General features: G+C 64.6%; 21 protein-coding genes and 1 pseudogene. 8 read left to right on the plus strand and 14 right to left on the minus strand.

Going from position 1 to position 25,703, the window contains the following annotated elements; translation table 11 throughout:
* Positions 1-4: 4 nt before the first annotated feature.
* The 8 genes from ASD99_RS24235 to ASD99_RS24270 all read right to left on the minus strand — a co-directional run bounded on the left by ASD99_RS24235 (position 5) and on the right by ASD99_RS24270 (position 9,854).
* Positions 5-2,071 carry a 3-hydroxyacyl-CoA dehydrogenase NAD-binding domain-containing protein gene (locus tag ASD99_RS24235; RefSeq protein WP_057145155.1) on the minus strand — a complete coding sequence of 689 codons (2,067 nt, stop codon included), beginning with the start codon at positions 2,069-2,071 and terminating at the stop codon, positions 5-7.
* Positions 2,072-2,219: 148 nt separating this feature from the next.
* Positions 2,220-3,167 carry an ABC transporter permease gene (locus ASD99_RS24240; protein ID WP_057145156.1) on the minus strand — a complete coding sequence of 316 codons (948 nt, stop codon included), beginning with the start codon at positions 3,165-3,167 and terminating at the stop codon, positions 2,220-2,222.
* A 3-nt stretch (positions 3,168-3,170) separates the two neighbouring features.
* A complete protein-coding gene (locus tag ASD99_RS24245) occupies positions 3,171-4,151 on the minus strand; it encodes an ABC transporter permease (protein ID WP_057145157.1) in 981 nt (326 codons plus the stop codon).
* A 1-nt stretch (position 4,152) separates the two neighbouring features.
* On the minus strand, positions 4,153-5,622 hold the full coding sequence (locus tag ASD99_RS24250; protein ID WP_057145158.1) for a sugar ABC transporter ATP-binding protein: 1,470 nt from the start codon (positions 5,620-5,622) through the stop codon (positions 4,153-4,155).
* Positions 5,623-5,671: 49 nt separating this feature from the next.
* Entirely contained in the window at positions 5,672-6,685 is a 1,014-nt protein-coding gene (locus ASD99_RS24255; protein ID WP_056585894.1) for a substrate-binding domain-containing protein, read from the minus strand.
* A 94-nt stretch (positions 6,686-6,779) separates the two neighbouring features.
* Positions 6,780-7,670 (minus strand): SMP-30/gluconolactonase/LRE family protein, encoded by an 891-nt coding sequence (locus ASD99_RS24260; protein ID WP_056585892.1) that lies wholly within the window; start codon positions 7,668-7,670, stop codon positions 6,780-6,782.
* Positions 7,671-7,833: 163 nt separating this feature from the next.
* Complete coding sequence (locus tag ASD99_RS24265) at positions 7,834-8,568, minus strand: response regulator transcription factor (RefSeq protein WP_056585891.1); 735 nt, start codon at positions 8,566-8,568, stop codon at positions 7,834-7,836.
* Complete coding sequence (locus tag ASD99_RS24270) at positions 8,568-9,854, minus strand: sensor histidine kinase (protein ID WP_057145159.1); 1,287 nt, start codon at positions 9,852-9,854, stop codon at positions 8,568-8,570. The genes ASD99_RS24265 and ASD99_RS24270 overlap by 1 nt, the downstream gene beginning before the upstream one ends.
* 155 nt (positions 9,855-10,009) lie before the next feature.
* Between ASD99_RS24270 and ASD99_RS24275 the strand changes: the two genes are divergently transcribed.
* The 8 genes and pseudogenes from ASD99_RS24275 (at position 10,010) to ASD99_RS24310 (ending at position 19,331) form a co-directional block, all read left to right on the plus strand.
* A complete protein-coding gene (locus ASD99_RS24275; protein WP_057145160.1) occupies positions 10,010-12,421 on the plus strand; it encodes a glucan 1,4-alpha-glucosidase in 2,412 nt (803 codons plus the stop codon).
* A gap of 57 nt (positions 12,422-12,478) precedes the next feature.
* Positions 12,479-13,492 (plus strand): phosphogluconate dehydrogenase (NAD(+)-dependent, decarboxylating), encoded by a 1,014-nt coding sequence (gnd, locus tag ASD99_RS24280; RefSeq protein WP_057145161.1) that lies wholly within the window; start codon positions 12,479-12,481, stop codon positions 13,490-13,492.
* A 22-nt stretch (positions 13,493-13,514) separates the two neighbouring features.
* Positions 13,515-14,891: a glucose-6-phosphate dehydrogenase gene (gene zwf, locus ASD99_RS24285; protein ID WP_056585882.1), complete on the plus strand. Its 1,377-nt coding sequence runs from the start codon at positions 13,515-13,517 to the stop codon at positions 14,889-14,891.
* A gap of 12 nt (positions 14,892-14,903) precedes the next feature.
* Positions 14,904-15,596 carry an ROK family protein gene (locus tag ASD99_RS24290; RefSeq protein ID WP_057145162.1) on the plus strand — a complete coding sequence of 231 codons (693 nt, stop codon included), beginning with the start codon at positions 14,904-14,906 and terminating at the stop codon, positions 15,594-15,596.
* Between the two features lie 215 nt (positions 15,597-15,811).
* Positions 15,812-16,273 carry a MucR family transcriptional regulator gene (locus ASD99_RS24295; protein WP_056585880.1) on the plus strand — a complete coding sequence of 154 codons (462 nt, stop codon included), beginning with the start codon at positions 15,812-15,814 and terminating at the stop codon, positions 16,271-16,273.
* A 196-nt stretch (positions 16,274-16,469) separates the two neighbouring features.
* Positions 16,470-17,570, plus strand: coding sequence for an aminotransferase class I/II-fold pyridoxal phosphate-dependent enzyme (locus ASD99_RS24300; protein WP_056585879.1), 1,101 nt, complete (start codon positions 16,470-16,472; stop codon positions 17,568-17,570).
* A 161-nt stretch (positions 17,571-17,731) separates the two neighbouring features.
* Complete coding sequence (locus tag ASD99_RS24305) at positions 17,732-18,970, plus strand: MFS transporter (protein WP_057145163.1); 1,239 nt, start codon at positions 17,732-17,734, stop codon at positions 18,968-18,970.
* 52 nt (positions 18,971-19,022) lie between these two features.
* Positions 19,023-19,331, plus strand: a pseudogene (locus ASD99_RS24310) (NIPSNAP family protein).
* 47 nt (positions 19,332-19,378) lie between these two features.
* Here ASD99_RS24310 and ASD99_RS24315 read toward each other — a convergent pair.
* From ASD99_RS24315 to hemC, 6 genes are all read right to left on the minus strand, one after another.
* On the minus strand, positions 19,379-20,095 hold the full coding sequence (locus ASD99_RS24315; protein WP_056585870.1) for a glutamine amidotransferase: 717 nt from the start codon (positions 20,093-20,095) through the stop codon (positions 19,379-19,381).
* Positions 20,096-20,110: 15 nt separating this feature from the next.
* Positions 20,111-20,590 (minus strand): TerB family tellurite resistance protein, encoded by a 480-nt coding sequence (locus tag ASD99_RS24320; RefSeq protein WP_056585869.1) that lies wholly within the window; start codon positions 20,588-20,590, stop codon positions 20,111-20,113.
* Between the two features lie 103 nt (positions 20,591-20,693).
* Positions 20,694-22,295 carry a heme biosynthesis protein HemY gene (locus tag ASD99_RS24325; protein ID WP_057145164.1) on the minus strand — a complete coding sequence of 534 codons (1,602 nt, stop codon included), beginning with the start codon at positions 22,293-22,295 and terminating at the stop codon, positions 20,694-20,696.
* A gap of 10 nt (positions 22,296-22,305) precedes the next feature.
* Positions 22,306-23,790 (minus strand): COG4223 family protein, encoded by a 1,485-nt coding sequence (locus ASD99_RS24330; RefSeq protein WP_056585861.1) that lies wholly within the window; start codon positions 23,788-23,790, stop codon positions 22,306-22,308.
* Positions 23,791-23,900: 110 nt separating this feature from the next.
* Entirely contained in the window at positions 23,901-24,617 is a 717-nt protein-coding gene (locus tag ASD99_RS24335) for a uroporphyrinogen-III synthase (protein WP_057145165.1), read from the minus strand.
* Between the two features lie 2 nt (positions 24,618-24,619).
* Entirely contained in the window at positions 24,620-25,546 is a 927-nt protein-coding gene (hemC, locus tag ASD99_RS24340; protein WP_056585857.1) for a hydroxymethylbilane synthase, read from the minus strand.
* Positions 25,547-25,703 lie beyond the last annotated feature (157 nt).

The raw sequence follows: 25,703 nt of genomic DNA on the forward strand, positions 1-25,703 counted from the left end.
TCTCCTAACCGCCGGCCCCCCACGACCCGGTCTCTGCCATCCGCTTCAGCAACGGTGCCGGCTCGAACACATCCTTGCCCGTCCGCTGATGCCAGTGGTCGAGCCGCTCGATGATCCTGGCCGCACCTTCGAGGCCAGCCCAGAACATCGGCCCGCCCTTGCCGATGGGAAAGCCGTAGCCGTTGACCCAGACGACATCGATGTCCGAGGCACGGGCGGCGATCCCTTCCTCCAGAATCTTGGCGCCCTCGTTGATCAGGGGATAGAGCGTGCGCTCTATGATTTCTTCCGCACTGATCGCGCGCGGCGCGATTCCCTTCTCGGCAGCCTTGTCGCGGATCAGCACTTCAACCTCGGGATCTGGCACTGGTGTGCGCGCGCCAGCCTCGTAGAGATAGAAACCTCTGCCGGTCTTCTGACCGAAACGTCCTTGTTCGCACAGCGTGTCGGCGATCACGGCCGTGAGGCCGCGTGCCTTGCGGTTGCGCCAGCCAATGTCGAGGCCGGCGAGATCGCCCATCTGGAACGGCCCCATCGGCCAGCCGAAATCAGTGAATGCCTTGTCGATCTGGCTGGGTGTCGCACCCTCCAGCAACAGCGCTTCGGATTCCGAGCCACGCGCCGCCAGCATGCGGTTGCCTACGAAGCCATGGCACACGCCGACGACGACGGCCACCTTGCCGATCCGTCGCGCCATATCGACGACAGTCGCCAGCGCATCGGGCGCAGTCTTGTCGGCCCGCACGATCTCCAGCAGCTTCATGACATTGGCCGGCGAGAAGAAATGCAGGCCGAGCACATCCTGCGGCCGCGAGGTCGAGGCGGCGATTTCGTTGATGTCGAGATAGGAGGTGTTGGTGGCCAGGATCGCACCCGGCTTGGCCACCGCTCCGAGCTTGCCAAAAACCTCCTTCTTGACCGCCATATCCTCGAACACCGCCTCGACGATCAGGTCGCAATCGGTGAGATCGGCATAGTCGGTGGAGCCCTTGAATTGTGCGAAGCGCTGCCGCCTTGCGTCTTCGGTCAAGGAGCCGCGTGCGACGGAAACGGCATAGTTCTTGTCGATGGTCGCCAGCCCGCGCTGCAATGCCTCATGGCTGGTTTCCAGCAAGGTCACGGGATAGCCGCCATTGGCGAAAGCCATGGCGATGCCGCCGCCCATCGTGCCGGCGCCGATGACGCCGACACGCGCGATCCTGCGCTTGACGATGTCTTTTCCGGGAATCTTTGCCGCCTCACGTTCGGCGAAGAACAAATGCCGCTGCGCCCGCGACTGGTCGCTGGAAACGAGCTTCACGAACAGCGCGCGTTCCGCCGCCAGCGCCTCATCGAAGGGCAGCGTGATGGCATTGCGCACCGATTGCGCACAAGCGATCGGCGCTTCGAGGCCGCGCGCTTTCCTGGCGAGGTCCGCTGCCTCGGCGTCTAAAGCCGCGAGGTCGGTTTCCCCAAGCCGGTCGTCGCGGTCGCGCACCGGCGTGAACGGCCCACCCTTGCGGGCTATTTCCCTGGCAAAGTTCACCGCATGAGTGGTCAGATCGCCTTCGAAGACAGCGTCGACGAGGCCCGCTTCATGCGCCTCAACCGCACCGATCGGCGTACCGGAGACGATCATCTTCAAGGCCTTCAGCGCGCCGACCAGGCGCGGCAGCCGCACCGTGCCACCGCCGCCCGGCAGCAGGCCCAGCTTCACTTCAGGCAGGCCGAGCTTGGCGCCGGCGTCGGCGACGCGGAAATGGCAACCGAGCGCCAATTCCAGGCCGCCACCGAGCGCGGTGCCGTGGATGGCGGCCACCGTTGGCTTGGCGATGGTTTCCAGCGTCGCCACGATGGCGCGCAGCTCCGGCTGCTGCATCGGCTTGCCGAACTCGGTGATGTCGGCCCCGGCAACAAAGGTCCGGCCGGCGCAAGCAATGACGATGGCCGCGACCGATGGTTCGTCGCGCATGGAGGTGAGCGCCTGCATCAGCGGTTCGCGAACTTGGAAGCTCAGCGCGTTGACCGGCGGATTGTCGATGGTGACGATGGCGACGTCGCCGTCGCGGCTGATCTTCACAAAATCGGACACGCAAAACCTCCCAGCGATGGTGCACGGCCGTGGCCGCGGGAACCGGATTTACAGCGCCATGACGCGGATGGGAACCGGATGCCGGCCTGGCACAACGATTACAGGCCCTAAAAGTGCCTGGCGCTGGCCGGTATAACGAAGGTGGAGGCTAGCGCAGCGCCTTCTGTCCGCCCGCCGCCGTGATCACCCCGACAATGATCAACCCCGTGAGCAGCAATCGCACGCCGGCGCTGACGCCGAATGTGTTGAGCATGGTCAAAAGCAGCACCAGGAACAGCGCCGCGCCCCAGACGCCGGGCACGTTGGCCTTGCCGCCGGCCACAGAGGTGCCGCCGATGACGACGACGGCGATCGAGGCGAGCAGATATTCATTGCCGATATCGACATTGGCGCCGCGGAAATAGCCGGCGAGCAGCGCGCCGTCGATGCCGCCGAGCGCGCCGGACAGCGTATAGGTGAGGAAGCGGATGCGGCCGACATTGACACCGGCAAGCCACGCCGCGCGAATGTTCTGGCCGATCGCCAGCACCGAGCGGCCATAGATCATGCGCTGCAGCGCGATGGCCGCTCCGATGGTGAACAGCACCGTGAGGATCGCCAGCACCGGAATGCCCAGGATCTGCCAGTTGGCGAAATCGGCGAAGCCGGGCGGCGGCTTGATCTGCAGCCCGCGGCCGTAGCTGATGTCGATCGACTGGATGATGAAGCTGGCCGACAAAGTGGCGATGATCGGCGGAATGCGCAGCGCCCAGATCAGCAGGTAGTTGGCGGCGCCGACCGCCGCGCCACAGGCGAGCGCAGCCAGCAGCCCGACCACGATCATGGAATCGTTGCCGTCCATCACCTTCATGGCGACGGCGCTGGCAAGGCCGATATTGGCCGGCAGCGACAGATCGACATTGCCCGGGCCGAGCGTAATGACGAACATCTGGCCGACACCGACGATGACCGTGAACACCGCCAGCGACAGCGCGGCGGTCACCATGCCGCCGGCGCCATAACCGCCGGTGAAGGCGATCGTCGCCAACCACACCAGCAGCGCGCCGAGGAACGACCAGATCCAGGGTTTGGCCAGCAGCGACTTCACCGATGTCATCGCTCACCTCTCCTTGCGGCTGATCAGCACCCGCGCCGCCAGCACGATGATGAGGATGGCTCCGTTGGCGGCCACCTGCCAGTCGGGCGGGATGTGCATGAAGGTGAGCAGCGGCGAGGCGGCCAGCGCCAATGTCAGGGCGCCGATCACCGCCCCGATCGGCGACACCCGCCCACCGACGAACTCACCGCCGCCGAGGATGACGCCGGCGATCGCCAGCAGCGTGTAGCCATTGCCGATATTGGCATCGGCCGAAGTGGTGATGCCGATCAGCGCCATGCCGGACAGCACGCCGAACAGGCCGGCGAGCGCGAACAGCACGATCTTGGTCTTGAGCAGCGACCAGCCGGCGCGGCCGAGTGCCGCCGGATTGCCGCCCGAGCCGCGCAGGATCACGCCGTAGGAGGTGCGCATCAGCCCGAAATGAACGATGAGGCCGATCAGCAGCGCCGCGATGATCGGGAACGGAATGAAGGGCGGCTTGAACGCCATCAGCCCAAGCAGCCAGTCCGGCGCTTTGCCGCCGGGTTTGGGCAGGACGAGAATGGCCAGCCCCTGCCAGACGAAGCTCATGCCCAGCGTCACCACGATGGAAGGCAGGTTGCGCAGATGGATCAGCGCCCCGAGCAGCGCATAGACACCGATCGACCCGAGCAGGATGACGACACCGATGAGCGGCGCATCCTTCAGCCAGGTCGCGGTGACGCAGCCGACGAAGCCGACGAAAGTGCCGATAGAGAGGTCGAGCTCATTACCGGCAATAACAAACATCTGCGCGATCGTCGCCAGTGCGATCGGGATCGCCAGGTTGAGCATCAGGCTGAAGCCGAAATAGCTGATGGCGCGCGGGTTGAGCCAAGCGATGGCGAGCAGCACCAGCGCCAGCGACAGCGCCGGCAGCAGCCCGCGCAACAGACGGGCACGGGCCAGCGCGCCACGCTCAGCGGAAGTCCTGGCAGCGGTGTCGAGGCTGGCGGCCGTCATCTCAGGCCGCATCGCCGAAGGAGGACTGGATGATCTTCTCTTCGGTCAACTCGTCGCGGCGCAGATTGGCGACGATGCGGCCGTTCTTGAAAACATAGATGTGGTCGCAATTGTCGAGCTCTTCGGTTTCCGTGGTGTACCAGAGGAAGGTGCGGCCGCGGCCGGCCTCCTCGCGCACGAGGTCGTAGACCTCCAGCTTGGTGCCGATATCGACGCCGCGCATCGGGTCGTCCATCAGCACGATCTGCGCGTCCGAGCCGAGTGCGCGGGCAAACAGTGCCTTCTGCTGGTTGCCCCCCGATAGCGAAAAGATGTTGTTGTTCATGTCCGGCGTGCGGATGCCGATCTTCTTTTGCCAGAACTGGGCAAGCTCGGCCTCGCGCTGCGGCGAGATCAACAGCCCGTTGCGCAAGCGGGCCAGCGAGCGGATGCCGATATTCTGCGCGATCGACCATTGCGGGAAGATGCCGTCCGACTGGCGGTCGCCCGCCACCAGCGCCACCGGTGCCGTCACCTCGATGCCGGTCCGGGCGCGCGACGCCGCAGCGAAGATCGCCAGCAGCAGATCAGTCTGGCCATGTCCCGCCAGCCCGGCAAGGCCGATGATCTCGCCGGCGCAGGCGACGAGGTCGGTGCCGTCCTTTTGCGCTGTGGGCCGCGCCCGGACCCGCAGCGGACTGGCGTCGGGCTTGGCGGCAGCGACTTCAGCGGCGATCTTCTGGCGCGCTTCCGCTCCTCCCATCGCCGTCACCAGCCGGTCGCGATCGAAAGCATCAGCCGCGTCGGTGACAACCACCTTGCCGTCGCGCATCACCACGATGCGGTCAGCGTTCCGCAGCACCTCGCCCAGCACATGCGAGATCAGGATGCAGCTTTTGCCGCCGGCAACGAAGCGGCGCACGAAGGCCAGCAGCTGGCCGGCTGTGTGCGCGTCGAGCGACGATGTCGGCTCGTCGAGGATGACGAGGTCGAGCCGATCCTGGGTGACGGTGAAGGCGCGCGCCACTTCCACCATCTGGCGCCGACCGATGGACAGGTCACCGACAATGTCGGACGCCGAAATGCTGTGGCCTGGAAAGATCTCGTCGAGCTTGGCGGCGATCAGCTCGGCCGCCTTGCGCCGCCAGCCGAGCCCACGCAGCGAAGCATGGTTGATGCGTGTGTTCTCGGCAACACTGAGATTGGGACACAGCGACAGTTCCTGGAACACGCAGCGTATGCCGAGCTGCTGCGCCCGCGACACCGAGTACTTGTCCTCGACTTTGCCATGCACACCGATCTGCCCGCTGTCGGGCGTCGAGGTGCCCGCCACCATGTGCATGAGCGTCGACTTGCCGGCGCCATTGTGGCCGACGAGGCCGACGCACTCGCCGGGCCCGACGTGAAAATCGACGCCGCCCAGTGCGCGAACGGCGCCGAAATGCTTTTCGGCGCCGTTCAGTCTGATGATGTCAGCGTTCCCTTCAGGCATGCTCAACGATATCCGCTCGGCGATACGGATGGCAACGCTGTCGCGATACTCACTTGATGTTGGCTTTGATGGCCGCGATGGCATCTGCCTGCGTGTATTCGTGGCTGGCGACACCGCCCTTGACGATCTTCGGCAGCTCGGCCTCGAAATTGTCCTGGGTGAAGGCCAGATACGGCACCAGCAGGTCGTGCGGAATGTCGGTGCGGCCGTCGAGCACCTGCTGCGCCACCCAGAAAGCGAGCGACGACACGCCGGGCGCGATCGAGGCCGACCATGTCTGGTAGCCGTCCTTTTCCTTCTGTTCCTTCCACCACTGCAACTCGTCCTGGCGGTTGCCCATGATGATGGTCGGGCGCGGCTTGCCGGCAGCGGCGAAAGCCTGTGCGGCGCCATAGCCGTCACCGCCCTGGTCGACGATGCCGACGACATCCGGCAGCGACGGCAGAATGGTCGCCACTGCCTTCTGTGCCGTCGTCTGGTCCCAGTCGCCGGTCACCGAACCGACGATCTTGAACTCGGGATGGGCGGCCACGCCCTCGAGGATGCCGGCATGGATGGCATCGTCGATCGACGTGCCGGCAAGGCCACGGATTTCCAGTAGATTGCCGCCCTTGGGCTGGAACTTGGCCATCTGTTCCACTTCCTGCTTGCCCATGTCCTTGTAGTCGACCACGACGCGGTAGGCGCAAGGTTCGGTGACGACGCCATCGAAAGAGACGACGACGATGCCGGCATCGCAAGCCTGCTTGATGGCGCCGTTGAGCGCATCGGGCGAGGCAGCGTTGATGACGATGGCGTCATAACCCTGCAGAATCAGGTTCTGCACCTGCGCTGCCTGCGTCGGCACTTCCTTGTCGGCGGTGGTGAAGATATCGGCCGCGCCGACCACCTTGTCGGCGACTGCCTTCTTGGTGACGGCGCCATAGCTGTCGAGCATCGCCTGCCGCCAGGAATTGCCGGCATAGTTGTTGGAGAAGGCTATCTTCTTGCCACTGGTGTCGGCGAGTGCCGTGCCAGAGGCGAGCATCGCCGCCAGGGCGCCCAAGACGAACAGTTTCTTCATGTCGTAATCCTCCCAGATGTTGACTGCTGCATTTCCCGCCGGCTTTGACCCCGGCCTCACTCCCAATCTGATTTGAGCACGGATCGTCGTGGGCTCAAAACAGTCTCAATCCCGGCACGCGCACCCGGAGCCGGTACAATGACGTCGACGCCGTGATGTAGAGGCTCTGCAGGTCGTCGTCGCCGAAGGTGAAATTCGCGCAATCTTCGGGCGTCCGGATGACGCCGAGAATGGCGCCCGAGGCGTCGAAGACGTGTATGCCGCCCGGGCCGGTACAATAGACATTGCCGCGGCTGTCGATCTTCATGCCGTCGGGTGCGCCCGGCCCATCGCCCTCGGTCACGGCCCACACCGCCCCACCGTTGAGGTCGCCATTCGCTTCGACGCCGAACACCCTGATGTGTCCGCGTTCGGTGTCATTGACGAACAGCCGCGATTCGTCCAGCGAAAAGCAGAGTCCGTTCGGCTGCACGAAATCGTCGGCCAGCAATGTCAGCCGGGTGCCGTCGCCATCGATGCGGTAGACGCCCTGGAACGGCAGTTCCTGAGGGCGTGGCACGCCATAGAATTCCACCCGGCCATAGCCGGGATCGCTGAAGTAGATCGATCCGCCGGTGGCAACGACGATATCGTTCGGGCTGTTGAGCTGCTTGCCCTGATGATGCGTGGCAAGCACCGTCACGCTGCCATTGGGCTCGGCGCGGGTCACCCGGCTCGTCGCGTGCTCGCAGGTGACCAGCCGCCCGTGGCGGTCCAGTGTGTTGCCATTGGCCTTATGGCTCGGCTCGCGGAACAGCTCGATCTCGCCCTCGGCACTGCGGCGATACATGCGGCTTTCCGGAATGTCGGAGAAGACCAGCCATTTCTCGTAGGGGTGCCAGACCGGCCCTTCGAGGAAGCCGAAGCCGCTCGCCAGCCTTTCGATCGTCGCATCGCCGACGACGTCGTCCAGGCCGGAATGGCGGGCGCGCGCCGGCACCGACATCACAGGCTCCCGGCGGCGCGAATCCGCATGGTGACGAATGGCATGAACGCTTCCCCGGTATAGATCTTGTTGTTGGGGTAGAGCGTAGTTGCGGCGCCGGCGTGGCGATACGGGTCAAAGCGCAAGGCCGACTGTGCGTTTGCACAGTCGCAAACGGCTGCAATCAGTGGCCCGGCGGCACCTGGGCCAGCCAGGCATCGAGCCGGTCCTGCTCTCGGCGCAGCGCGTCGATGTTGATCAGGCCGCGCGCCATGGCGAGATAGATCGCCCGCGTCCGCGAGTTGAACACCGAAGCATCGCCGGCACCTTCCTCCGCCGGAACGATGCCGAGCTTGTCATAGACATGCTTGATGCGGCTCTGCGCGCCCCGGATCGACAGGCCGCGGCGTGCCGCTATCGCCCGGTCGGTCAGGCCGAGCGCGATGTCGATCAGGCTTTCATACTCGCCGTCGGTGATGCCCTCGAACTTGTCCTGCACGCGGTGCTGGATGCCGCGTATCTCGCGGTCGATAATGCAATGGCCTTCGCGGAAAACGCCGCGCAAGGCGGACCGCATGCCTTCCTCTGTCGCCGATTTGAGCACATAGCCGTAGACCGAGCCGGGCGGCACGATGCGCGCCACGCCGCGCACATAGGCCTCATCGGCGAAATTCGACCAGAACAGGATGTGCGTGCCGGCACGGCGGTTCCAGATTGCCCTGGCGACCTCGATCCCGGTCGCCTTCGGCATCTGCAGGTCGAGCACGACATGCGGCGGCTCGCGTTCGGCCGCCAGGTTGATGGCGTCCTCGCCGTCACTCGCTTCGATCACCTCGACGTCGCCGGGCCACAATTGCTCCACCGTCCGCCGTGCGAAGGTGCGGTGCAGTCCGTCATTCTCGGCGATCATCACTAGCATCACATGGCCTCCGACACGGCGAGCTCGCCGGGCATTGTTGCAGCCGCCGCAGCCGGCGGTTCCGGCGACGATTGGCGGTCGATCTCGACGACGACACGGGTGCCGCCGCTCTTGCGGCCGACCTGCCCGATGCGCAGCCGCGCCCCGATGAGGGCGGCCCGCGTGTGCATATGGCCAATGCCGCCATGGGCGGCCGGATCGACAGCGCCGCAGCCCTGGCCGTCATCGGTGACGACCACCCGCAGCACGCTCGCGGTCGACGCCAGCAGCACGTCGATGCGGCGCGGCGTGGCGTGGCGAACGGCATTGTTGATCGCCTCCTGCACGATCCTATAGAGCGCGGTGCGCACGGGCTCGGCCAAGCTGTCGGCGCCGCCGTCGCTGGTGTCGGCGATGCGCACGGCGATCGGCGGCTTGGCTCTGGCGACGCTGCGGTTGAGATGCGCCTCGACCGCATCGCGCAGGCCGAACAGTTCGAGCACGCTCGGCCGCATATCGTCGACGATGTGGCGCAGTTCCGTGAGACAGCCGGCGACCTCCTGCTCGAGATCGGCAAGCTGCGCCGCCCGCGCCACGCCCTGGCCGCGCAAGGCCGAAAGCTGGCGCGCGATGCGGGCGAGGTCGGCAAGCGTCTGGTCGTGCAGGTCCATGGCCATGCGCCGGCGTTCGCGCTCCATGCCTTCGGTCAATTGCGAGGCGCCAACCCGCAGCAGTTCGACGCGGTTGCGCGCCTCGCTCTCGGCCAGCATGGCGCGCCGTGCCTCCTCGGTCTGGATCAGCGCGAAGATGTAGGGCGCGATCAGATCGGCGCATTGCTGGGCGACCGCGACATCGGCAAGCGTGTAGCAGTCAACCTCGTGTCGGCTGATATTAAGCGCGCCGATGATGCCGCCGCGCGCCCTGAGCGGCACGACGATGCGGCTGCGCAGTCGGGCGGCGAAGATCGGCCCATCGATGGCGGTGGCGAAATGGAAGCGCTCGTCGCTCAACGCGTCGTCGGCGAGCAGATAGGGCACTTCGCCCCACAGCACCGAGCGGATCGGGCTGACTTCGGTTGGCAGCGGATGCTGGGCAAGCTCGCTCCAGCTGGTGTGGAAGCCGGCTTCATAACAGGCGTGCCGGCGCCCATCATGCGACAGCACCGCCAGATCCATGTGGTCGTGCGGAATGAGCGAGCCGATCTCGATGGCTGTCGCGCGGAACGCCGTGCCGGGATCGATATGGCCGGCAAGCGCCCGCGAGATCGCAAGCAGCCGGTCGATCAGGACCAGGGACACTTCCGGCATTGGCTTTCACGATCCTCCCGTGCCTGGAAATAGTGGACGCATGCCGGCGCCGCTGTCAACGACAGCGCTATTGGCGTGGCCGATCAACTTGCGGTGCAATGATTGTAAAGGGTTCGCGTCCTGGTCTAGGGAGGGGGCCAGGAGATCGAAAAAGAATGCCAGTGACGCCAACCGTTGCTCCGGGCGCCCCGGGAATTCCGGCGCGCTGGACGTCAAGCGCCAAGAGCGGCGTCGGAACGTCGCTTTCGCCGGCCGGCCAGATCTGGTTCACGATCAGCCACGGCATCCTCAACGAAATCTACTACCCGCGCGTCGACAGCGCCTGCACGCGCGACCTCGGCCTGATCGTCACCGGCCCCGGCGGTTATTTCTCGGAAGAGAAGCGCGATGCCGCGCACATCATCGAACCATTCGAGGACGGCGTACCCGCCTACAGGCTGGTCAACACCGCCGCCGACGGCGCCTGGCGGATCGAAAAGCGCATCCTTGCCGACCCGGCCCGCCCCACACTGCTGCAGGAAATCACCTTCACGCCGCTCAAGGGTGCGCCCGGCGACTACCGCGTCCATGCGCTTCTGGCGCCGCATCTGGTCAATGCCGGCATGGGCAACACCGCCTGGGTCGGCGACCACAGGGGAAAGCCCGTGCTGTTTGCCTCGGGGCGCGGCACCTGCCTGGCGCTGGCCTCGTCGCTGCCCTGGCGGAGCGGCTCGGCCGGCTATGTCGGCGTCTCCGACGGCTGGCAGCAACTGCACAACACCGGCCAGCTCGATCCCGCTTGCCAGCGGGCCGAGGACGGCAATGTCGCGCTGACCGGCGAGATCGGTCTTTCCGCCGCAAAGACCAAGGCCTTGCTCGCGCTGGGGTTTGGCGCAACGCCCGACGAGGCGGCTGAAAATGCCTTCGCCAGCCTGAAACGAGGTTTTGAACCCGCCGCGAAATCCTACCTCCAGAACTGGCGCAGATGGCAAAAGGGCCTGCTGCCGCTGGACCGGGATGGCGTATCCGGGATCAACTTCTATCGTGTCTCGACCGCGGTTCTGGCGACGCACCGGTCGATCACCATACCGGGCGCGGCGGTCGCCAGCCTGTCCATCCCATGGGGCTTCGACAAGGGTGACAACGACCTCGGCGGCTACCATCTGGTTTGGCCGCGCGATCTGGTCGAAACGGCTGGCGGCTTTCTCGCTGCCGGCGATGCCGCCTCGGCGCTGCAAATCCTCGACTATCTCGGCTCCATCCAGCAGCCGGATGGCCATTGGCCGCAAAACGCCTGGCTCGACGGATCGGCCTATTGGCCTGGCATCCAGATGGATGAATGCGCCTTCCCGCTGCTGCTGGCCGATGCTTTGCACCGTGCCGGCCATTTGCCGCGCGCCAGACTCGCGGCCTTCCTGCAGATGATCGAGCGCGCCGCCGGCTATGTCGTGCGCAAGGGCCCGGTCACCGGCGAAGACCGCTGGGAAGAGGATGCCGGCTACAGCCCGTTCACGCTCGCCGTCGAGATCGCCGCACTGCTTGCCGCGGCCGATCTGCTCGACGCCTGTGGCAGGCAAGACGCTGCGACCTATCTGCGCGAGACCGCCGATGGCTGGAACGACCAGGCCGAGCGCTGGACCTACGTCACCGGCACGGCGATCTGCAGACAGGTAGGCGTTGAAGGCTACTACGTGCGCATCGCGCCCCCCGACAGCGCCGAGGCGGGTTCGCCGAAGGACGGCTATGTTCCGATCAAGAACCGGCCGCCCGGCGATAGCGACCGGCCCGCCGAGGCAATCGTCAGCCCGGATGCGCTGGCGCTGGTGCGCTTCGGCCTGCGGGCGGCCGATGATCCGCGCATCGTCGACACGGTCAAGATCATCGACGCGCAATTGCGTTGCGAGCTGCCGCAAGGGCCGCTCTGGTATCGCTACAATGGCGACGGCTATGGCGAGCACGAAGACGGCGCTCCCTTCGACGGAACCGGCCAGGGCCGTCCGTGGCCATTGCTGGCCGGCGAACGCGCCCATTATGAGCTGGCGGCAGGGCGCAAGGACGAGGCGACCAGCCTGCTGGCGACGCTTGAAAGGTCCGCTGGGCCAGGCGGCCTGTTGCCGGAGCAAGTCTGGGACGGCGCTGATATGCCGGAGCGCGAATTGCTGCATGGCAGACCCTCGGGCAGCGCCATGCCGCTGGTCTGGGCGCATTCGGAGCATATCAAGCTGTTGCGCTCGCTGCGCGACGGCGCGGTCTTCGACATGCCGCCTCAGGGCGTCAAGCGCTATATCGAGGACAAGACCGTATCGCCGTTCAGGACATGGCGGTTCAACAACAAGATCCGCACGATGCTGGCGGGCAAGATGCTGCGTATCGAATTGTTGGACCGGGCTACAGTCCATTGGAGCACCGACAACTGGACGACCGCCCATGACAGCGAGACGGCAGAGAACGCTTTCGGCATCCATCTTGCCGACCTGCCCGTCGCTGGCCTGCCCAGGGGAAGCACGCTGAGATTCACTTTTTTCTGGCCCGCAACCGGCGATTGGGAGAATGTCGACTTCTCCGTCATGTCAGGCGACCAAGGATAGCCAGCACATCCTTTCTCGACAAACCCCGTAAATCTTTCAGGAAACAGGGACGAAACCATGCAGATCGGAATGATGGGACTGGGCCGGATGGGCGCCAACATGGTCCGGCGCCTGATGCGCGACGGCCACGAATGCGTTGTCTACGACATCAATCCCGCCAGTGTCGCGGCTCTGGTGACTGACGGCGCGCTAGGGGCGACTTCAATGGAAGAATTCGTCGGCAAGCTCGCCAAGCCACGTTGTGTGTGGCTGATGCTGCCGGCGGCCATCACCGGCAAGATCATCGATCAGGTGGCGGCCCTGATGGAGCCCGGCGACATCGTCATCGACGGAGGCAATTCCTACTATCACGACGCCGTCGACCAGGCCGCGAAACTGGCTGGTAAGGGTATCCATCTTGTCGATGTCGGCACCAGCGGCGGTGTCTGGGGCCTCGAGCGTGGTTACTGCCTGATGATCGGCGGTCCCGATGTGGCGGTGCAACACCTCGATTCGGTCTTCGCCACGCTTGCGCCGGGCGCCGACGCCGGCTCCAATCCGTCCAAGGATGCCGGGACCGCGCCCTTTGGCTATCTGCATTGCGGACCGAGCGGCGCCGGCCACTTCGTCAAGATGGTGCACAACGGCATCGAATATGGCGTCATGGCCGCCTATGCCGAAGGCATGAACATCCTGAAATCGGCCAACGCCGGCAAGCGGCAACGGACGGCGGACGCCGAGACCAGCCCGCTGGAAAACCCGCAATACTACCAGTTCGATATCGACCTTCCCCAGGTGGCCGAGGTCTGGCGGCATGGCAGCGTCATCGGCTCCTGGCTGCTCGACCTGACGGCCGGCGCATTGAAAGGCGACCCGGGCCTGGCGAATTTCGGTGGCCGCGTCTCGGATTCCGGCGAGGGCCGCTGGACGCTGAAGGCGGCGATCGACACTGGCGTGCCGGCACCGGTTTTGTCCTCGGCGCTGTTCGACCGCTTCTCCTCGCAAGGCGAATCCGAATTCGCCGACAAGCTGTTGTCCGCCATGCGCTATGCCTTCGGCGGCCATGTCGAGAAGCCGAAGGCAAGCAAGTGACGGCGATAGGGGAAACACGCTGATGAGCCCGGAACGGTCCGACACGCTGGTGCTCTTCGGAGCGACCGGCGACCTCGCCCACAAGAAGATATTTCCAGCGCTTTACCAGATGGTCGCCAAGGGCACGCTCACCGAACCGGTGATCGGCGTCGCTTTCGACGCCTGGGACCTCAAGCAATTGCAGGCGCGCGCACACGATGGCATCGTCAATGCGCTCGGCAAGATCGACGAAAAGGTGTTCGCCAAGTTCGCATCGCTGCTGCGCTATGTCAGCGGCGACTACCGCGATGGAGCGACATTCGAGAAACTGAAAAGCGCGCTCGGCACGGCGCAGCGGCCGCTGCACTACATGGCGGTGCCGCCGACCATGTTCGAGACCGTCGTCCAGGGCCTGGAGCAATCGGGCACGGCGCATGGCGCGCGATTGATGGTGGAAAAGCCCTTCGGTCACGATCTGCAATCGGCGCGCTGGCTGAATCGGGTTCTGCACCTGGTGTTCGACGAACAGTCGATCTTCCGCATCGACCACTATCTCGGCAAGGAAGCGATCCAGAACCTGCTCTATTTCCGCTTCGCCAATTCCTTCCTCGAGCCGATCTGGAACCGCAACTTCGTCGAGAGCGTGCAGATCACCATGGCCGAGGATTTCGGCGTCGAGGGACGTGGCCGCTTCTATGACGATGTCGGCTGCATCAGGGACGTCATCGAGAACCATCTGCTCAATATCCTGTTGCTTCTTGCCATGGAGCCGCCTATCGGCCGTTCCGCCGACGATCTGATCGATGAGAAGGTGCAGGTGCTGCGCGCGATCAGGACGCTGACAAAGGACGATGTCGTGCGCGGCCAGTTCACCGGCTATCTCGCCGAGCCGGGCGTGGCGCCCAACTCGCCGGTCGAGACCTTCGCGGCGGTGCGTTTCTTCGTCGACACCTGGCGCTGGCAGGACGTGCCGTTCTTCATTCGCGCCGGCAAGAACATGCCGGTGCATGTCACCGAGGTGGTGGTGCGGCTGAAGCGGCCGCCGCTCGACGTTTTCGACCCGATCAAGCCCGCCGACCAGAACTACGTCCGCTTCCGTATCGACCCACAGGTGGTGATCGCCATCGGCGCCCAGCGCAAGGCGCCGGGCGATGACATGATCGGCGAGCAGGTTGAACTGACGGCGCTCGACAACAGCAAGGGCGACATGCCGCCCTATGAGCGGCTGATCGGTGATGCCATGAACGGTAACGGTCAGCTGTTCACCCGCCAGGACGCCAGCGAACTGGCCTGGCGCATCGTCGGCCCGGTACTCGGCGACACCACGCCGCCGCACCTCTACGAGCCGGGAACATGGGGACCGGCGGACGTCATGGCCGGGTTCGGGCCGCCCAACGGCTGGATTGATCCGGTGAAATGAGAGGGTGACACGGTGAAACAACCCGCATCGGGACCTGAGAAGATCGTGCTGGCGATCGACATCGGCGGCACGCACGTCAAGATCCTCAACAGCGCTGGCGGCGAGGAGCGCCGGGCCGACTCCGGACCTCGCCTGACGCCGCAGCAGATGATCAATGCGGTGAAGGAGCTCGCCGAGGGCCTGTCCTACGATGTCGTCTCGATGGGCTACCCCGGCCCGGTCAATCACAACAGGCCGCTGACCGATCCCGCCAATCTCGGCAAGGGCTGGGCTGGATTTGATTTCGCTGGTGCGTTCGGCAAACCGGTAAAGGTGGTCAACGATGCACTGATGCAGGCCATCGGCAGCTATGAGGGCGGGCGCATGCTGTTCCTAGGGCTCGGCACCGGTCTCGGTGCGGCGATGATTGCCGACAACATCGCCCAGCCGATGGAACTTGCGCACCTGCCCTACAAGAAGGGCAAGAGCTTCGAGGACTATGTCGGCGAGCGCGGCCTCGAAAAACGCGGCAAGAAGAAATGGCGCAAACATGTCTTCGACGTCGTCGACCGGCTTCGCGCCGCACTGCAGCCTGACTATGTCGTCATTGGCGGCGGCAATGTCGACAAGCTCGATGAATTGCCCGCCGACTCCAGGCGCGGCGACAACACGCGCGCCTTCGAAGGCGGATTTCGTTTGTGGCGCGACAAGGCGCTGATAGTCTGATATTGTTATTGTTTAATATAGTTGGTCAAAATAACGTGTGAAGTGACATCAAGTCATTGCATTACGCAGATTTGCCGACTAGGAATTCCGCGCCACAACAACGCCGCTCGTCCCTTGGATGCACAAAGGGTGCCGTAGCATTTTGATTTCGCGCATGATCCTTTCCGGGAATCGAATCCGATTTTCAGGTCATTCGCTTTAGACGGAGAAATAGAGTGACCGACGATAGCAACAGCGCCCGTAAAGACATCGACCTGCTCGAGCTGACCGCTCACATCGTGTCCGCTTATGTCGAAAAGAACCGCTTGCCCGCCTCCGGCCTGGCCGACCTCATCGCCAGCGTCAGCACCTCGATAAGCGGGCTCGGCAAGCCGGTGGTCCCGGTAGCTGCCCCCCTGGTCCCCGCGGTCAATCCCAAGAAGTCGGTGACGCCCGATTTCATCATCTGCCTCGAGGACGGCAAGAAGTTCAAATCGCTGAAGCGTCACCTCGGCGTGCATTTCGGCCTGACGCCGGACGCCTATCGCGCCAAGTGGGGCTTGCCGTCGGACTATCCGATGGTCGCCCCCAACTACGCGGCCTCGCGCTCGCTGCTGGCGAAGTCGATCGGTCTCGGCCGCAAGGCCGCCCCCGTGAAGGCACCTGTCAAGGGCAGGAAGGCCAAGGTTTCAGCCTGAGGCATGTCGCCCAAAAGCATGCCCTCGGGCTTGACCCAAGGGTGCGCAGCGGTTTTGGGACAACGACCTGCCTGAAGCGAAGACCCAATTCGGCCTTGAGCCAATAGATTGATTGAAGCCTGCCGGCGAATCCGCCTTGGCAGGCTTCATGTTTTTATGGCTTGGATGGGTCGGACAAGGTCTTTGGGGGGAAGCCATGAACTACACCAGGATGGTGATCGAGAAAGAGGCGCCGGAAGAGTACGGCTACGACCGTATCCGCTACAATCTTTCCGAAAGTTCGATCGCCGACCAGAAGCTCTCCGACATCGGCCTGTCACTGCCTGATCTCACGCTTTTCTATGGCGAGCATCGCGGCGACAAGGATTTGCGCGCGCTGATATCCGCGCAGGACTCCGGCGTTTCATCAGAAGATGTCCTGGTCACGGCCGGTGCCGCCGGCGCGCTGTTCATCATCTCGACCTCGCTCTTGTCGGCGAACGACCATCTCGTCGTCATCAGGCCCAACTACGCCACCAACATCGAAACCCCAAGGGCGATCGGCTGCGCCATCAGCTTCGTCGACCTAGCCTTCGAGGATGGCTTCGCCATCGATGTCGAACGCGTCAAGGCGGCGATACAGCCGAACACGAAGCTGATCAGCGTCACCTGCCCGCACAACCCGACCGGCACGATGATGAGCCGGGCCGAACTCGATGCGCTGGTGGCGCTCGCGGAAAGCAGGAACTGCCATCTGCTGGTCGACGAGACCTATCGTGATCTTTCCTATGGCAGGCGGCTGCCGTCGGCGGCCTCGCTGAGCAGGAAGGCCATCAGTGTCTCGTCGCTATCGAAAGCCTTCGGCATTCCCGGCATCCGCATCGGCTGGCTAATCACCAGGGATACCGCGCTTCAGGAGACATTCCTCGCCGCCAAGGAGCAGATCGGCATTTGCGGCAGCGTCATCGACGAAGGCATCGCGCGCGGCATGCTTGAGCGCCGGGACGCCTTCCTGACGACGTTGCTGCCCGAAATGGCGAGGCGTCGCGACATCGTCCAGTCCTGGATCGATCGCGAGCCACTGGTCGACTGGGTTCGGCCCGAAGGGGGCGTCGTCGGCTTCCCCCGCCTGAACGTCGATCCCGGCTTCGACCTCAACCGGTTCTATGTGAACCTGCTGGAAAACCACGGCACCTATGTGGGGCCCGGCCACTGGTTCGAAATGGAAAAGCGCTTCTTCCGCGTCGGCTTTGGCTGGCCGACCGAAGCCGAGTTGAGCGGCGGCCTCGACGCTATCTCCGCCGCGCTGCGGCAGTAACTTCCCCGTACGGTCGATGGAGCAGGCCGAAAATTCCTTGATCCAGCACTGATTTTAACGCACATCCCGCCGCGAACTTTGTTAGACGTTCCATTGGTCGGACCAGCGCCCATCCGGGAAGTGCCCCGCCGACCAATGCCATCGCAACGGGGCCTCTCTCCATGACATCAGTACAAACTTCGCCGGAGCAGCGTTACGCCGCCTTCCGGCACAAAGCCTTCCTCAGTTACTGGTCGGCGCGTTTCCTCACCACCTTCGCCACCATGATCGTGTCCGTCGCCGTCGGCTGGCAGATCTATGATCTGACGCGCGATCCCTTCGATCTCGGCATTGTCGGTATCGTCCAGTTCCTGCCGTCGCTGCTCTTGGTCCTGGTCACCGGCGTCGTCGCCGACCGATTCGGCCGCCGCCTGATCATGGCACTGGCAACGGTGGTCGAGGCAGGCTGCACGCTCGTTCTGCTCTACTTCACGCTGCGCGGCCTGGTCAGTCCGCTGCCGATCTTCGTCGTTCTGGCGCTGTTCGGCATGGCGCGCGCCTTTTACGGACCGGCCTCGTCATCGCTGTTCGCCAATCTGGTACCGCCAGAGGATTTCGGCAATGCGATTGCCTGGAACTCGTCCGCCTGGCAGACGGCGACCATCGTTGGCCCGGTCGCCGGCGGCCTGCTCTACGGCGTTTCACCGGAGGCTGCATACGCCGTCGCCTCTGTGCTGATGCTGGTGGCTGGCCTGCTGATCTTCACCATTCCAAAGCCTGCCCAGCAGAACGCAACCGACAAGCCGACGATGGAAACGCTGTTTGCCGGCTTCCGCTACATCTGGAGCGAGAAGATCGTACTGGGCGCCATCTCGCTCGACCTCTTCGCCGTGCTCCTGTCCGGCGCCTCGGCGCTGCTGCCAGTCTATGCGCGCGATATTCTGGAACTCGGCCCCTGGGGCCTCGGCCTGCTGCGCTCGGCGCCCGGCATCGGCGCCATCTGCGTTGCGGTATGGCTGGCCGGGCACCCGCTTCGCGACAATGCCGGCAAGATTATGCTCGGCTTCGTCGCGGCATTCGGCGCCTGCACCGTATTGTTTGGCCTGTCTACCGTCACCTGGCTGTCGATCGTGGCATTGGCGCTCCTCGGCGCCACCGACATGTTCAGTGTTTACATCAGGGAGACCCTGATCCAGTTGTGGACGCCGGACGAGGTGCGTGGCCGTGTCAACGCCGTCAACCAGGTTTTCGTCGGCGCCTCCAATGAAGTCGGCGAATTCCGCGCCGGCACCATGGCGGCGCTGATCGGCACCGTGCCGGCGGTGGTGATTGGCGGCGTTGGCGCCATCGCGGTCGCTGGGCTATGGGCCTACCTGTTTCCGCAGTTGCGCAGGGTGCGGCATCTCAACGGGCGAAACTGACGTTTTTTCGCTGCGGTCAGCAAGCTACATCACCCCTATCACAGGAATTCCCATGATCACTTGTTACCTGAAATATGTCATTGACCCGTACAAGCTTGCCTAGTTCGAAGAATATGGCCGTCGCTGGATCGGTCTGGTCAATCGCCTCGGCGGAAACCATCATGGCTATTTCCTTCCGAGTGAAGGAGCGAACAATATCGCTTATGCCATGTTCAGCTTCCCGAGCCTCGCCGACTACGACGACTATCGCAAGCGCATGGCTGCCGACCCGGAATGCCAAGATGTGTTTGAAATGGAAAAGCGCAATCGGAGCATTCTCAGCTATGAGCGCAGCTTCCTGCGGCCGGTGCTCGAAACCTAAGTGCGAAACGTTTCCGTCCGGAATTCTGAAAAAACAAAGAGATAGAGTTATCGCGCCGCCGGCTTGCCGAAAATCATCCGCAGGAACTCGTCCAGCCAGCGCTTGAGATGCATGTCCCAGATCAGCCGGCCGCCGAGATGATCGCGGCCGGGTTGCGCGCCCGGCAACTCGAAACGATGCGCGCCGCGCACCACCCAGCGCTGCATCATCGCCCTGGTCAGCTCGCCATGGAACTGGATGCCCCAGGCATTGTCGCCATAGCGGAAGGCCTGGTTGGGATAGGTCTCGGCCGTCGCCAGCAGCGTTGCGTCCCTGGGCAGCGAAAAACCCTCGCGGTGGAACTGATAGACCATCTCAGGCCAGTGCATCAGTTGCCTGCCGGCTTCGGTCGGCTTCAGCTTGTACCAGCCGATCTCGACCAGCCCTTCGCCATGACCCTCGACCTTGCCGCCGAGATGGTTGACCAGCATCTGCGCGCCAAGGCAGATGCCGAGTAACGGCCGGTTCTCCTTGAGCGGGATCTCCAGCCAGCTGGTCTCGCGGCGGACGAACTCGTCCTCGTCATTGGCGCTCATCGGCCCGCCGAACACCACCGTGCCGGCGTGGCCGTCCAGTGTCTCCGGCAAGGTGTCGCCCAGCGGCGGCCGGCGGATGTCGAGATCGAAACCTTCTTCCAGCAGCATGTGGCCGACGCGTCCGGGGCTCGAATTCTCCTGATGCAGCACGATCAGGATTTTTGGCTTCGAACTCGTTTGGCGCGGCATGGGCAGGCGAAAATCCTATTCGTCGCTCGATATTCCGGTGGCGCCGGGCGCGCGCGCCGCCGCCTTGCGGCGCGCCTCGACGCGGTCGCGGCGTTCGACGCCGATCAGTTCGGCGACGCGCCAGACGGTGTTGTCCTCCAGCTCGTGCAGTTCGCCATCGGCATAGACGATCTCCCACATCAGGCCGATGAAGGCCTTGCGCGCATCGGCATCGAGATGGCGCTTCAAGACACTGGTGAAGGCATAGAGATCGATCGCCTCATTGTCGGCCCGCTCGCCTGCGGCGGCGAGCGCTTCGAGTTCGGCGCCGCTGATCGAGTAGCTCTCCCCCAGCACCGCCTTGAACCGCTCCCACTCGACATCCTGGCGGACGCCATCGGCATTCATCACATGGTAGAGAAGCGCCGAGGCCGCGATGCGCGGATCGTCCGTGCTGGCATGCGTGCCGGCGGCGGCCGGCAAATCCCTGAGAAACGACAGAACGCGTTCAAACATAAGTCCATACCTCAGAGCATGATGGCGAAAAGTGTGAAGCGGTTTTCGGACGACATCATGCTCTATTTCCTTGAGTCAGAGGGGGCCTGACGGCCGGCATGGTTCAAAACAGCCGGAACCGGCGCGGCGATTTTTCCGCTTCCTCGTCCGGATCGACGCCGGGATCGTCCGGCAGCCGCGCGAGCTCCTCGGCCGGCTCGACGGCCTCGGCATCGGTCGGCACCGCGGCGAAGGTCGCCGCTGTGATCGGCCTGACATGATTCTCATGGCTCTCGGCGTCCTTGCCCGCCGCCTCGCCCTGACCGGCGTCATCGATCACCTCGGCCGGCTTTTTCTCGCTCGTCGGCTTTGCCAGTGCTTCAATGACCGGCGCCGCGCTGGCTGGTGCATCGTCGTGGCTGTCGATCAACTGGCCGAGACGCTCCATCGGCGCGCGCCATTCGAAGGCGTCGAGCCGGCCGGTAATCGGTGACACCGGCGCCCAACGTTCGGACACCACGCCGTCGGCGACCCAGGCCGGATCGCGCGGCGCCCGCACCGCCCTCGACAAAAGCTGCCGCACCTTGCCCTGGTCGCCGGTCTCGGCCTCCTCGATATCGGCGAGCAGCAGATAGGCGCCCTCGCGGCGATCCATCCGGATCGCGGCCTCGGCCTCGCGGCGAGCGGTCGCGAAATCGTGCGCGTCGAGCGCGGCGCGCGCCACCGTCATCGACGACTCGGCGTGGTTCTTCTTCATCTCCTGCAGCTTCTTCGCCCGGTTGAGGCGGTCGAGCACGGCGTCGCCCGGTCTGGCATGGGTATAGAGTTCGGCGATCTCTGGATGCGGCTCGGCCTTCCACGCCGCCTCGAGGATCTTTGAGCCCTTGCGCACATCGTTCTGCTTGAACAGCGCCGCGGCGGCGGCAACGGCAGCGGGCGCAAAGTCCGGCCGCAGCCGGTTGGCCTCGATCGCCGCGGTTCTGGCGGCAGCGGGATCGCTGTCGGCAAGCGCCTGCGCCTTGGCGGTCAGCAGCACGGAGCGGCGGCGGGTGGCGGCATCGCGTTCGATCTGCCGTGTCGACTTCTGCGCGTCGACCAGTTTCAAGGCGCCGTCCCAGTCGCCGCGAGCGGTCAGCTCTTCCAGCGTCGATTCGGCCGCCCAGGCCAGCTGCGGCGCCACAGCGGCAGCACGGCCGGCATAGTGCCTGGCGGCATTGCGGTCGCCGAGCCGTTCGGCTTCGAGATAGAGCCCGCGCAGGCCAAGCAACCGCATTTCGGGATCGTCCAGCATGCTCTCGAATTTCTGCCGCGCCCCTTCATGATCGCCTTCGAGCAGCGACGCCTGCGCCTCGAGCAGATGGATCAGCGGTTCCTGGTCGGAGCGGATCAGCTTGGTGGCTTCCTTGGTCTTCTTGCGGGCCAGCGCGCCGTCGCCGGCGCCGGCAGCGATCATGCCGGCCGACAGCGCCTGATAGCCGCGGTCGCGGCGACGGACACGGAAATAGCGCGAGATGGTGTAGGGGCTGTTCCACAGCGACTTAAGCAGCCACCACAGGATCATCAACGCGGCGACCACGGCAACGACAGCCACAGCAGCCACCATCAGGCTGACCTGGTACTGATAACCGTTGAAGGTGACGACCATGTCGCCCGGCCGGTCGGCCAGCCAGGCAAAGCCCAGCCCGAGCGCGAAAACGACGATGAGGAAGGCGAGCAGCCGGATCATTGTGTTGCCCTCATGCCTTCATCGCGCTGGAGATCAGCGCGTCGACCTGGGTTTCGACCTCGATGCGTGCCTTCAGTTTGCCGGCAAAGTCGGCGCCGGCAGCCTTGGCGGCTTCGGGAAGCGTGTCGTATTCACTGAGCGCCTTGGCGTAGTCGCCCTGGTTGACCGCCGCCTCCATGCGCGCGACGGTTTCCGGCGCACCGGCGCCCTCGACGGCGCCAATCGGCCTGACCTTGACCAGCGATTCGGCACTCGACAAAAGGTTCTGCAGGAAGCCGGCATTCTCATCGACAGGCGTCGCCGCAGTCACCATGGCGCTGGCGGCGGCATCCGCTTGCGCTGCGATCTCGGCGCGGGTGGGCACGCCCTTTTCGGCATAGGTGCGCAAGGTCGCAAGCTGCGGCGCGTCCGGCGAAATCGCGGCAAAGGTTTCGAGTTCGGCCGAGAACGGCGCGCCACGCTCAAGCGCCGCCTTGAGCGCAGAGGCCGCAATGGCGAGCGCGATCTTCGGTTGTCCTGCCGCGGCCTCGACCTTGCCGGAAAGCTGCGACACCGACTGCTCCAGCGCGGTGAGCCGGCCATCCTGCGCCGTCGTCGCCTCGCCGACCGACTTGACCTGCGCGTCGAGACCAGCCAGTTTTTCGTTGAGCGGGCCGAGATCGACCGGGGCCGTGCTGCCGGCCTTGCCGAGCGCGGCGACCGCCGTTTCGATCTGCGCGACCTTGTCGACCAGTGCGGCGAGCCCAGCCGTGTCGCCTGCTCCACCTTTCTCGATCGCCGATTTCAGCGACGCGACATCGGCCTTGACCTGCTCCAGGCCCGAGGACAGCCCGACCACCTTGGCCGCTGCATCGCTGTTGCCGCCAGAGTCCTTCAAGCCGGCGATTTCGGTCTTCAGCGAGGCGATGTCGCCGTTGATGCCATCGAGCGAGACACTGGCGCCGGAGCCCGGCGCACCGAGCAGGCCGGCAAATTGCAGCCCGCCGGCGCCGACCAGCGCGATGACACCGCCGATGATGCCGGCAGCAATGCCGTTGATGCCGCCGCGCTTTTCAAGGGGAGGGGTCGGCGCCATTCTGTCATCCCGTGTCTCGGTCTTGGCCTTGCTGCTGTCGGTCTGTGTGCGCTTTGCCGACGCATCCTCGAAACTGTAGTCGAAGGCTTTGGCGCGGTTGGGCGGAGCATCCGAACCGGGATAAGGGAGCTCTGGTTCGGCGGCTTTGGCTCCGGCACCCGCCGGCGCTTGCGCCTCCGCTGCCCCTGCGGCGGCATCGGCATGCTCCCAGGGCTCGAGATCGGTCTGGTCGGCATGAACCGGCTCGTCGGGAACTTCGGATTGAGAGGTTTCCGTGGCCTCCACGGGAGCTTCATCGGCGCTGGCTTGCGTCTTGGCGGCGTCCTCGTCGGCGATACGTGAGACGGCGCCCGGCTCCAGATCGATGGTCACCGGCTCGCGGCGGCTTTTCGAGTGTCGCATCTTCGGCGTCTTGACCATGCCTGGGCTCCGCACAATTCGCTTCGTCTCAACGCCTTGCGGCGCGTGATGGTTCAGAAAGGGTCTAGCACATCACCAAGCGGTGAAAAGGGGCGGTGTGATGACGCGGCTCAGCTCACGTCTCGCAAAAGCGCCAGCAGCGCTTTCTCGTCGGGCTGTGCGGCAATGCGGATTCTTTCGTTGGCGGTATCGTCGAGGGCTGCCGCGATGCGGGCGGAAAGAGCGAAAAACCGTGTTCTTTCAAACAGGCCTTGCAGAGCGGGCCGTCTGGCCAAGACCTGCATCGCGCCAGCCGCCTTGGTTGAATAAAGCAGCACCGCGTCGACAGGTTGGCCCGACAACAGCGCAACAATGGCCTTGTCCGAATGGCGCACCGCAAGCGTGTCATATGTCTCGACGGCGTGGACCTGAACGCTTGCCGTCTTGAGCTCCTGTTCGAAGGCCGGAAAGCGCACGCGCCCACAGAGATAGACAATGGTCTTGCCCGAGAGGCCGCCAGCAAGTCTGTCGGCGAGACCTTCGGCATTGCCTGGGCCTTCGCTGACCGACAAGAATCCCGCTTTGCGTGCGGCCTCCGCCGTCCTTTTGCCGACGGCATGGCAGGGCAAGGCGGCGAGCGCCGCTATAATTGCTTCCGGCGCATGGCGCACGGCATTGGCGCTGGTGACGGCAACGGCGATGGCTTCGTCTGGAACCAGTCCGGCATCGACCGGCAACGCCACCGTTTCGGTCAGAGGCAGAAGGATCGGCTGAAACCCTGTCTCCCGAAGCTGCCGCGCTGTGCGCGCGGCGCCCGGTTCCGGTCTCGTCACCAGAACGCGAAGCATTTTCAGAGCCAGCCGTCGAAGAACTTTTCGCCGGCCCTGGCTCGCACCGTCCTGGCTGATTCGGCGCCGATACGGGCGGCGTCCTGCGCCGGTCCCTGCAGCTCGACCGCATGCGACTGCGTGCCGTCGGGCGAGATGATCAGCCCGGCAAAAGAAAGCATCCCGGCCACGATCGCCGCATAGCCGGCGATCGGGGTGCGGCAGGAACCATCCAGCGCTGCGAGGAAGGCGCGCTCGCAGGCCAGCGCCTGACCGGTCGGAACATCATGGATTGCCACCAGCATCTTTTCGACATCGCTGTCGCCGATGCGGGTCTCGATGCCGATCGCGCCTTGCCCCGGCGCCGGCGGAAAGATGTCGAGCGGTATCAGGTCGGTGAGGACATGTTCGAGCCCGAGCCGCTTCAGCCCGGCATAGGCGAGGATCGTGCCGGCGGCGACACCTTCGTCGAGCTTGCGCAGTCGTGTCTGCACATTGCCGCGGAACATCACCACGTCGAGATCCGGCCGCATGCGACGGATCAGCGCCTGCCGCCGCAGCGACGACGAGCCGACTTTCGCTCCCTGCGGCAAGTCGGCAATCGTCTTCGCCGCCCTGCCGACAAAAGCGTCGCGCGCGTCCTCGCGCGGCAGGAAGGCCGAGAGTTCGAGACCGTCGGGCAGTTGCGTCGGCATGTCCTTCGACGAATGCACGGCGATATCGATCCGGCCCGCCAGCAGCGCCTCCTCGATCTCCTTGGTGAACAGGCCCTTGCCGCCGGCTTCCGACAGCGGCCGGTCCTGGATGCGGTCGCCGCTGGTCGAGATGACGACGATCTCAAAGGCCTCCGCCGGCATGCCATGCGCGGCCATCAGCCGCGCCTGCGTCTCCTGCGCCTGTGCCAACGCCAGCGGGCTGCCGCGTGTTCCAATTCTCAAGATTGTTTGCATGGCGCGCGGTCCGTGATAACCCCCGGCCTGAGCATTTTGCAGCCAAGTGGAACCACTTGGCGTCGCAGGAATGCGGCTAAAATAACCGAGGCCTTTCCGGCCTTTCTCCTAACGGGGAAAGGCCCGACAGACAATCTCTTGGGATAGCGACGAATTG

The organism is Mesorhizobium sp. Root695, assembly GCF_001428185.1.
In the GTDB taxonomy this organism is placed as follows: domain Bacteria; phylum Pseudomonadota; class Alphaproteobacteria; order Rhizobiales; family Rhizobiaceae; genus Mesorhizobium.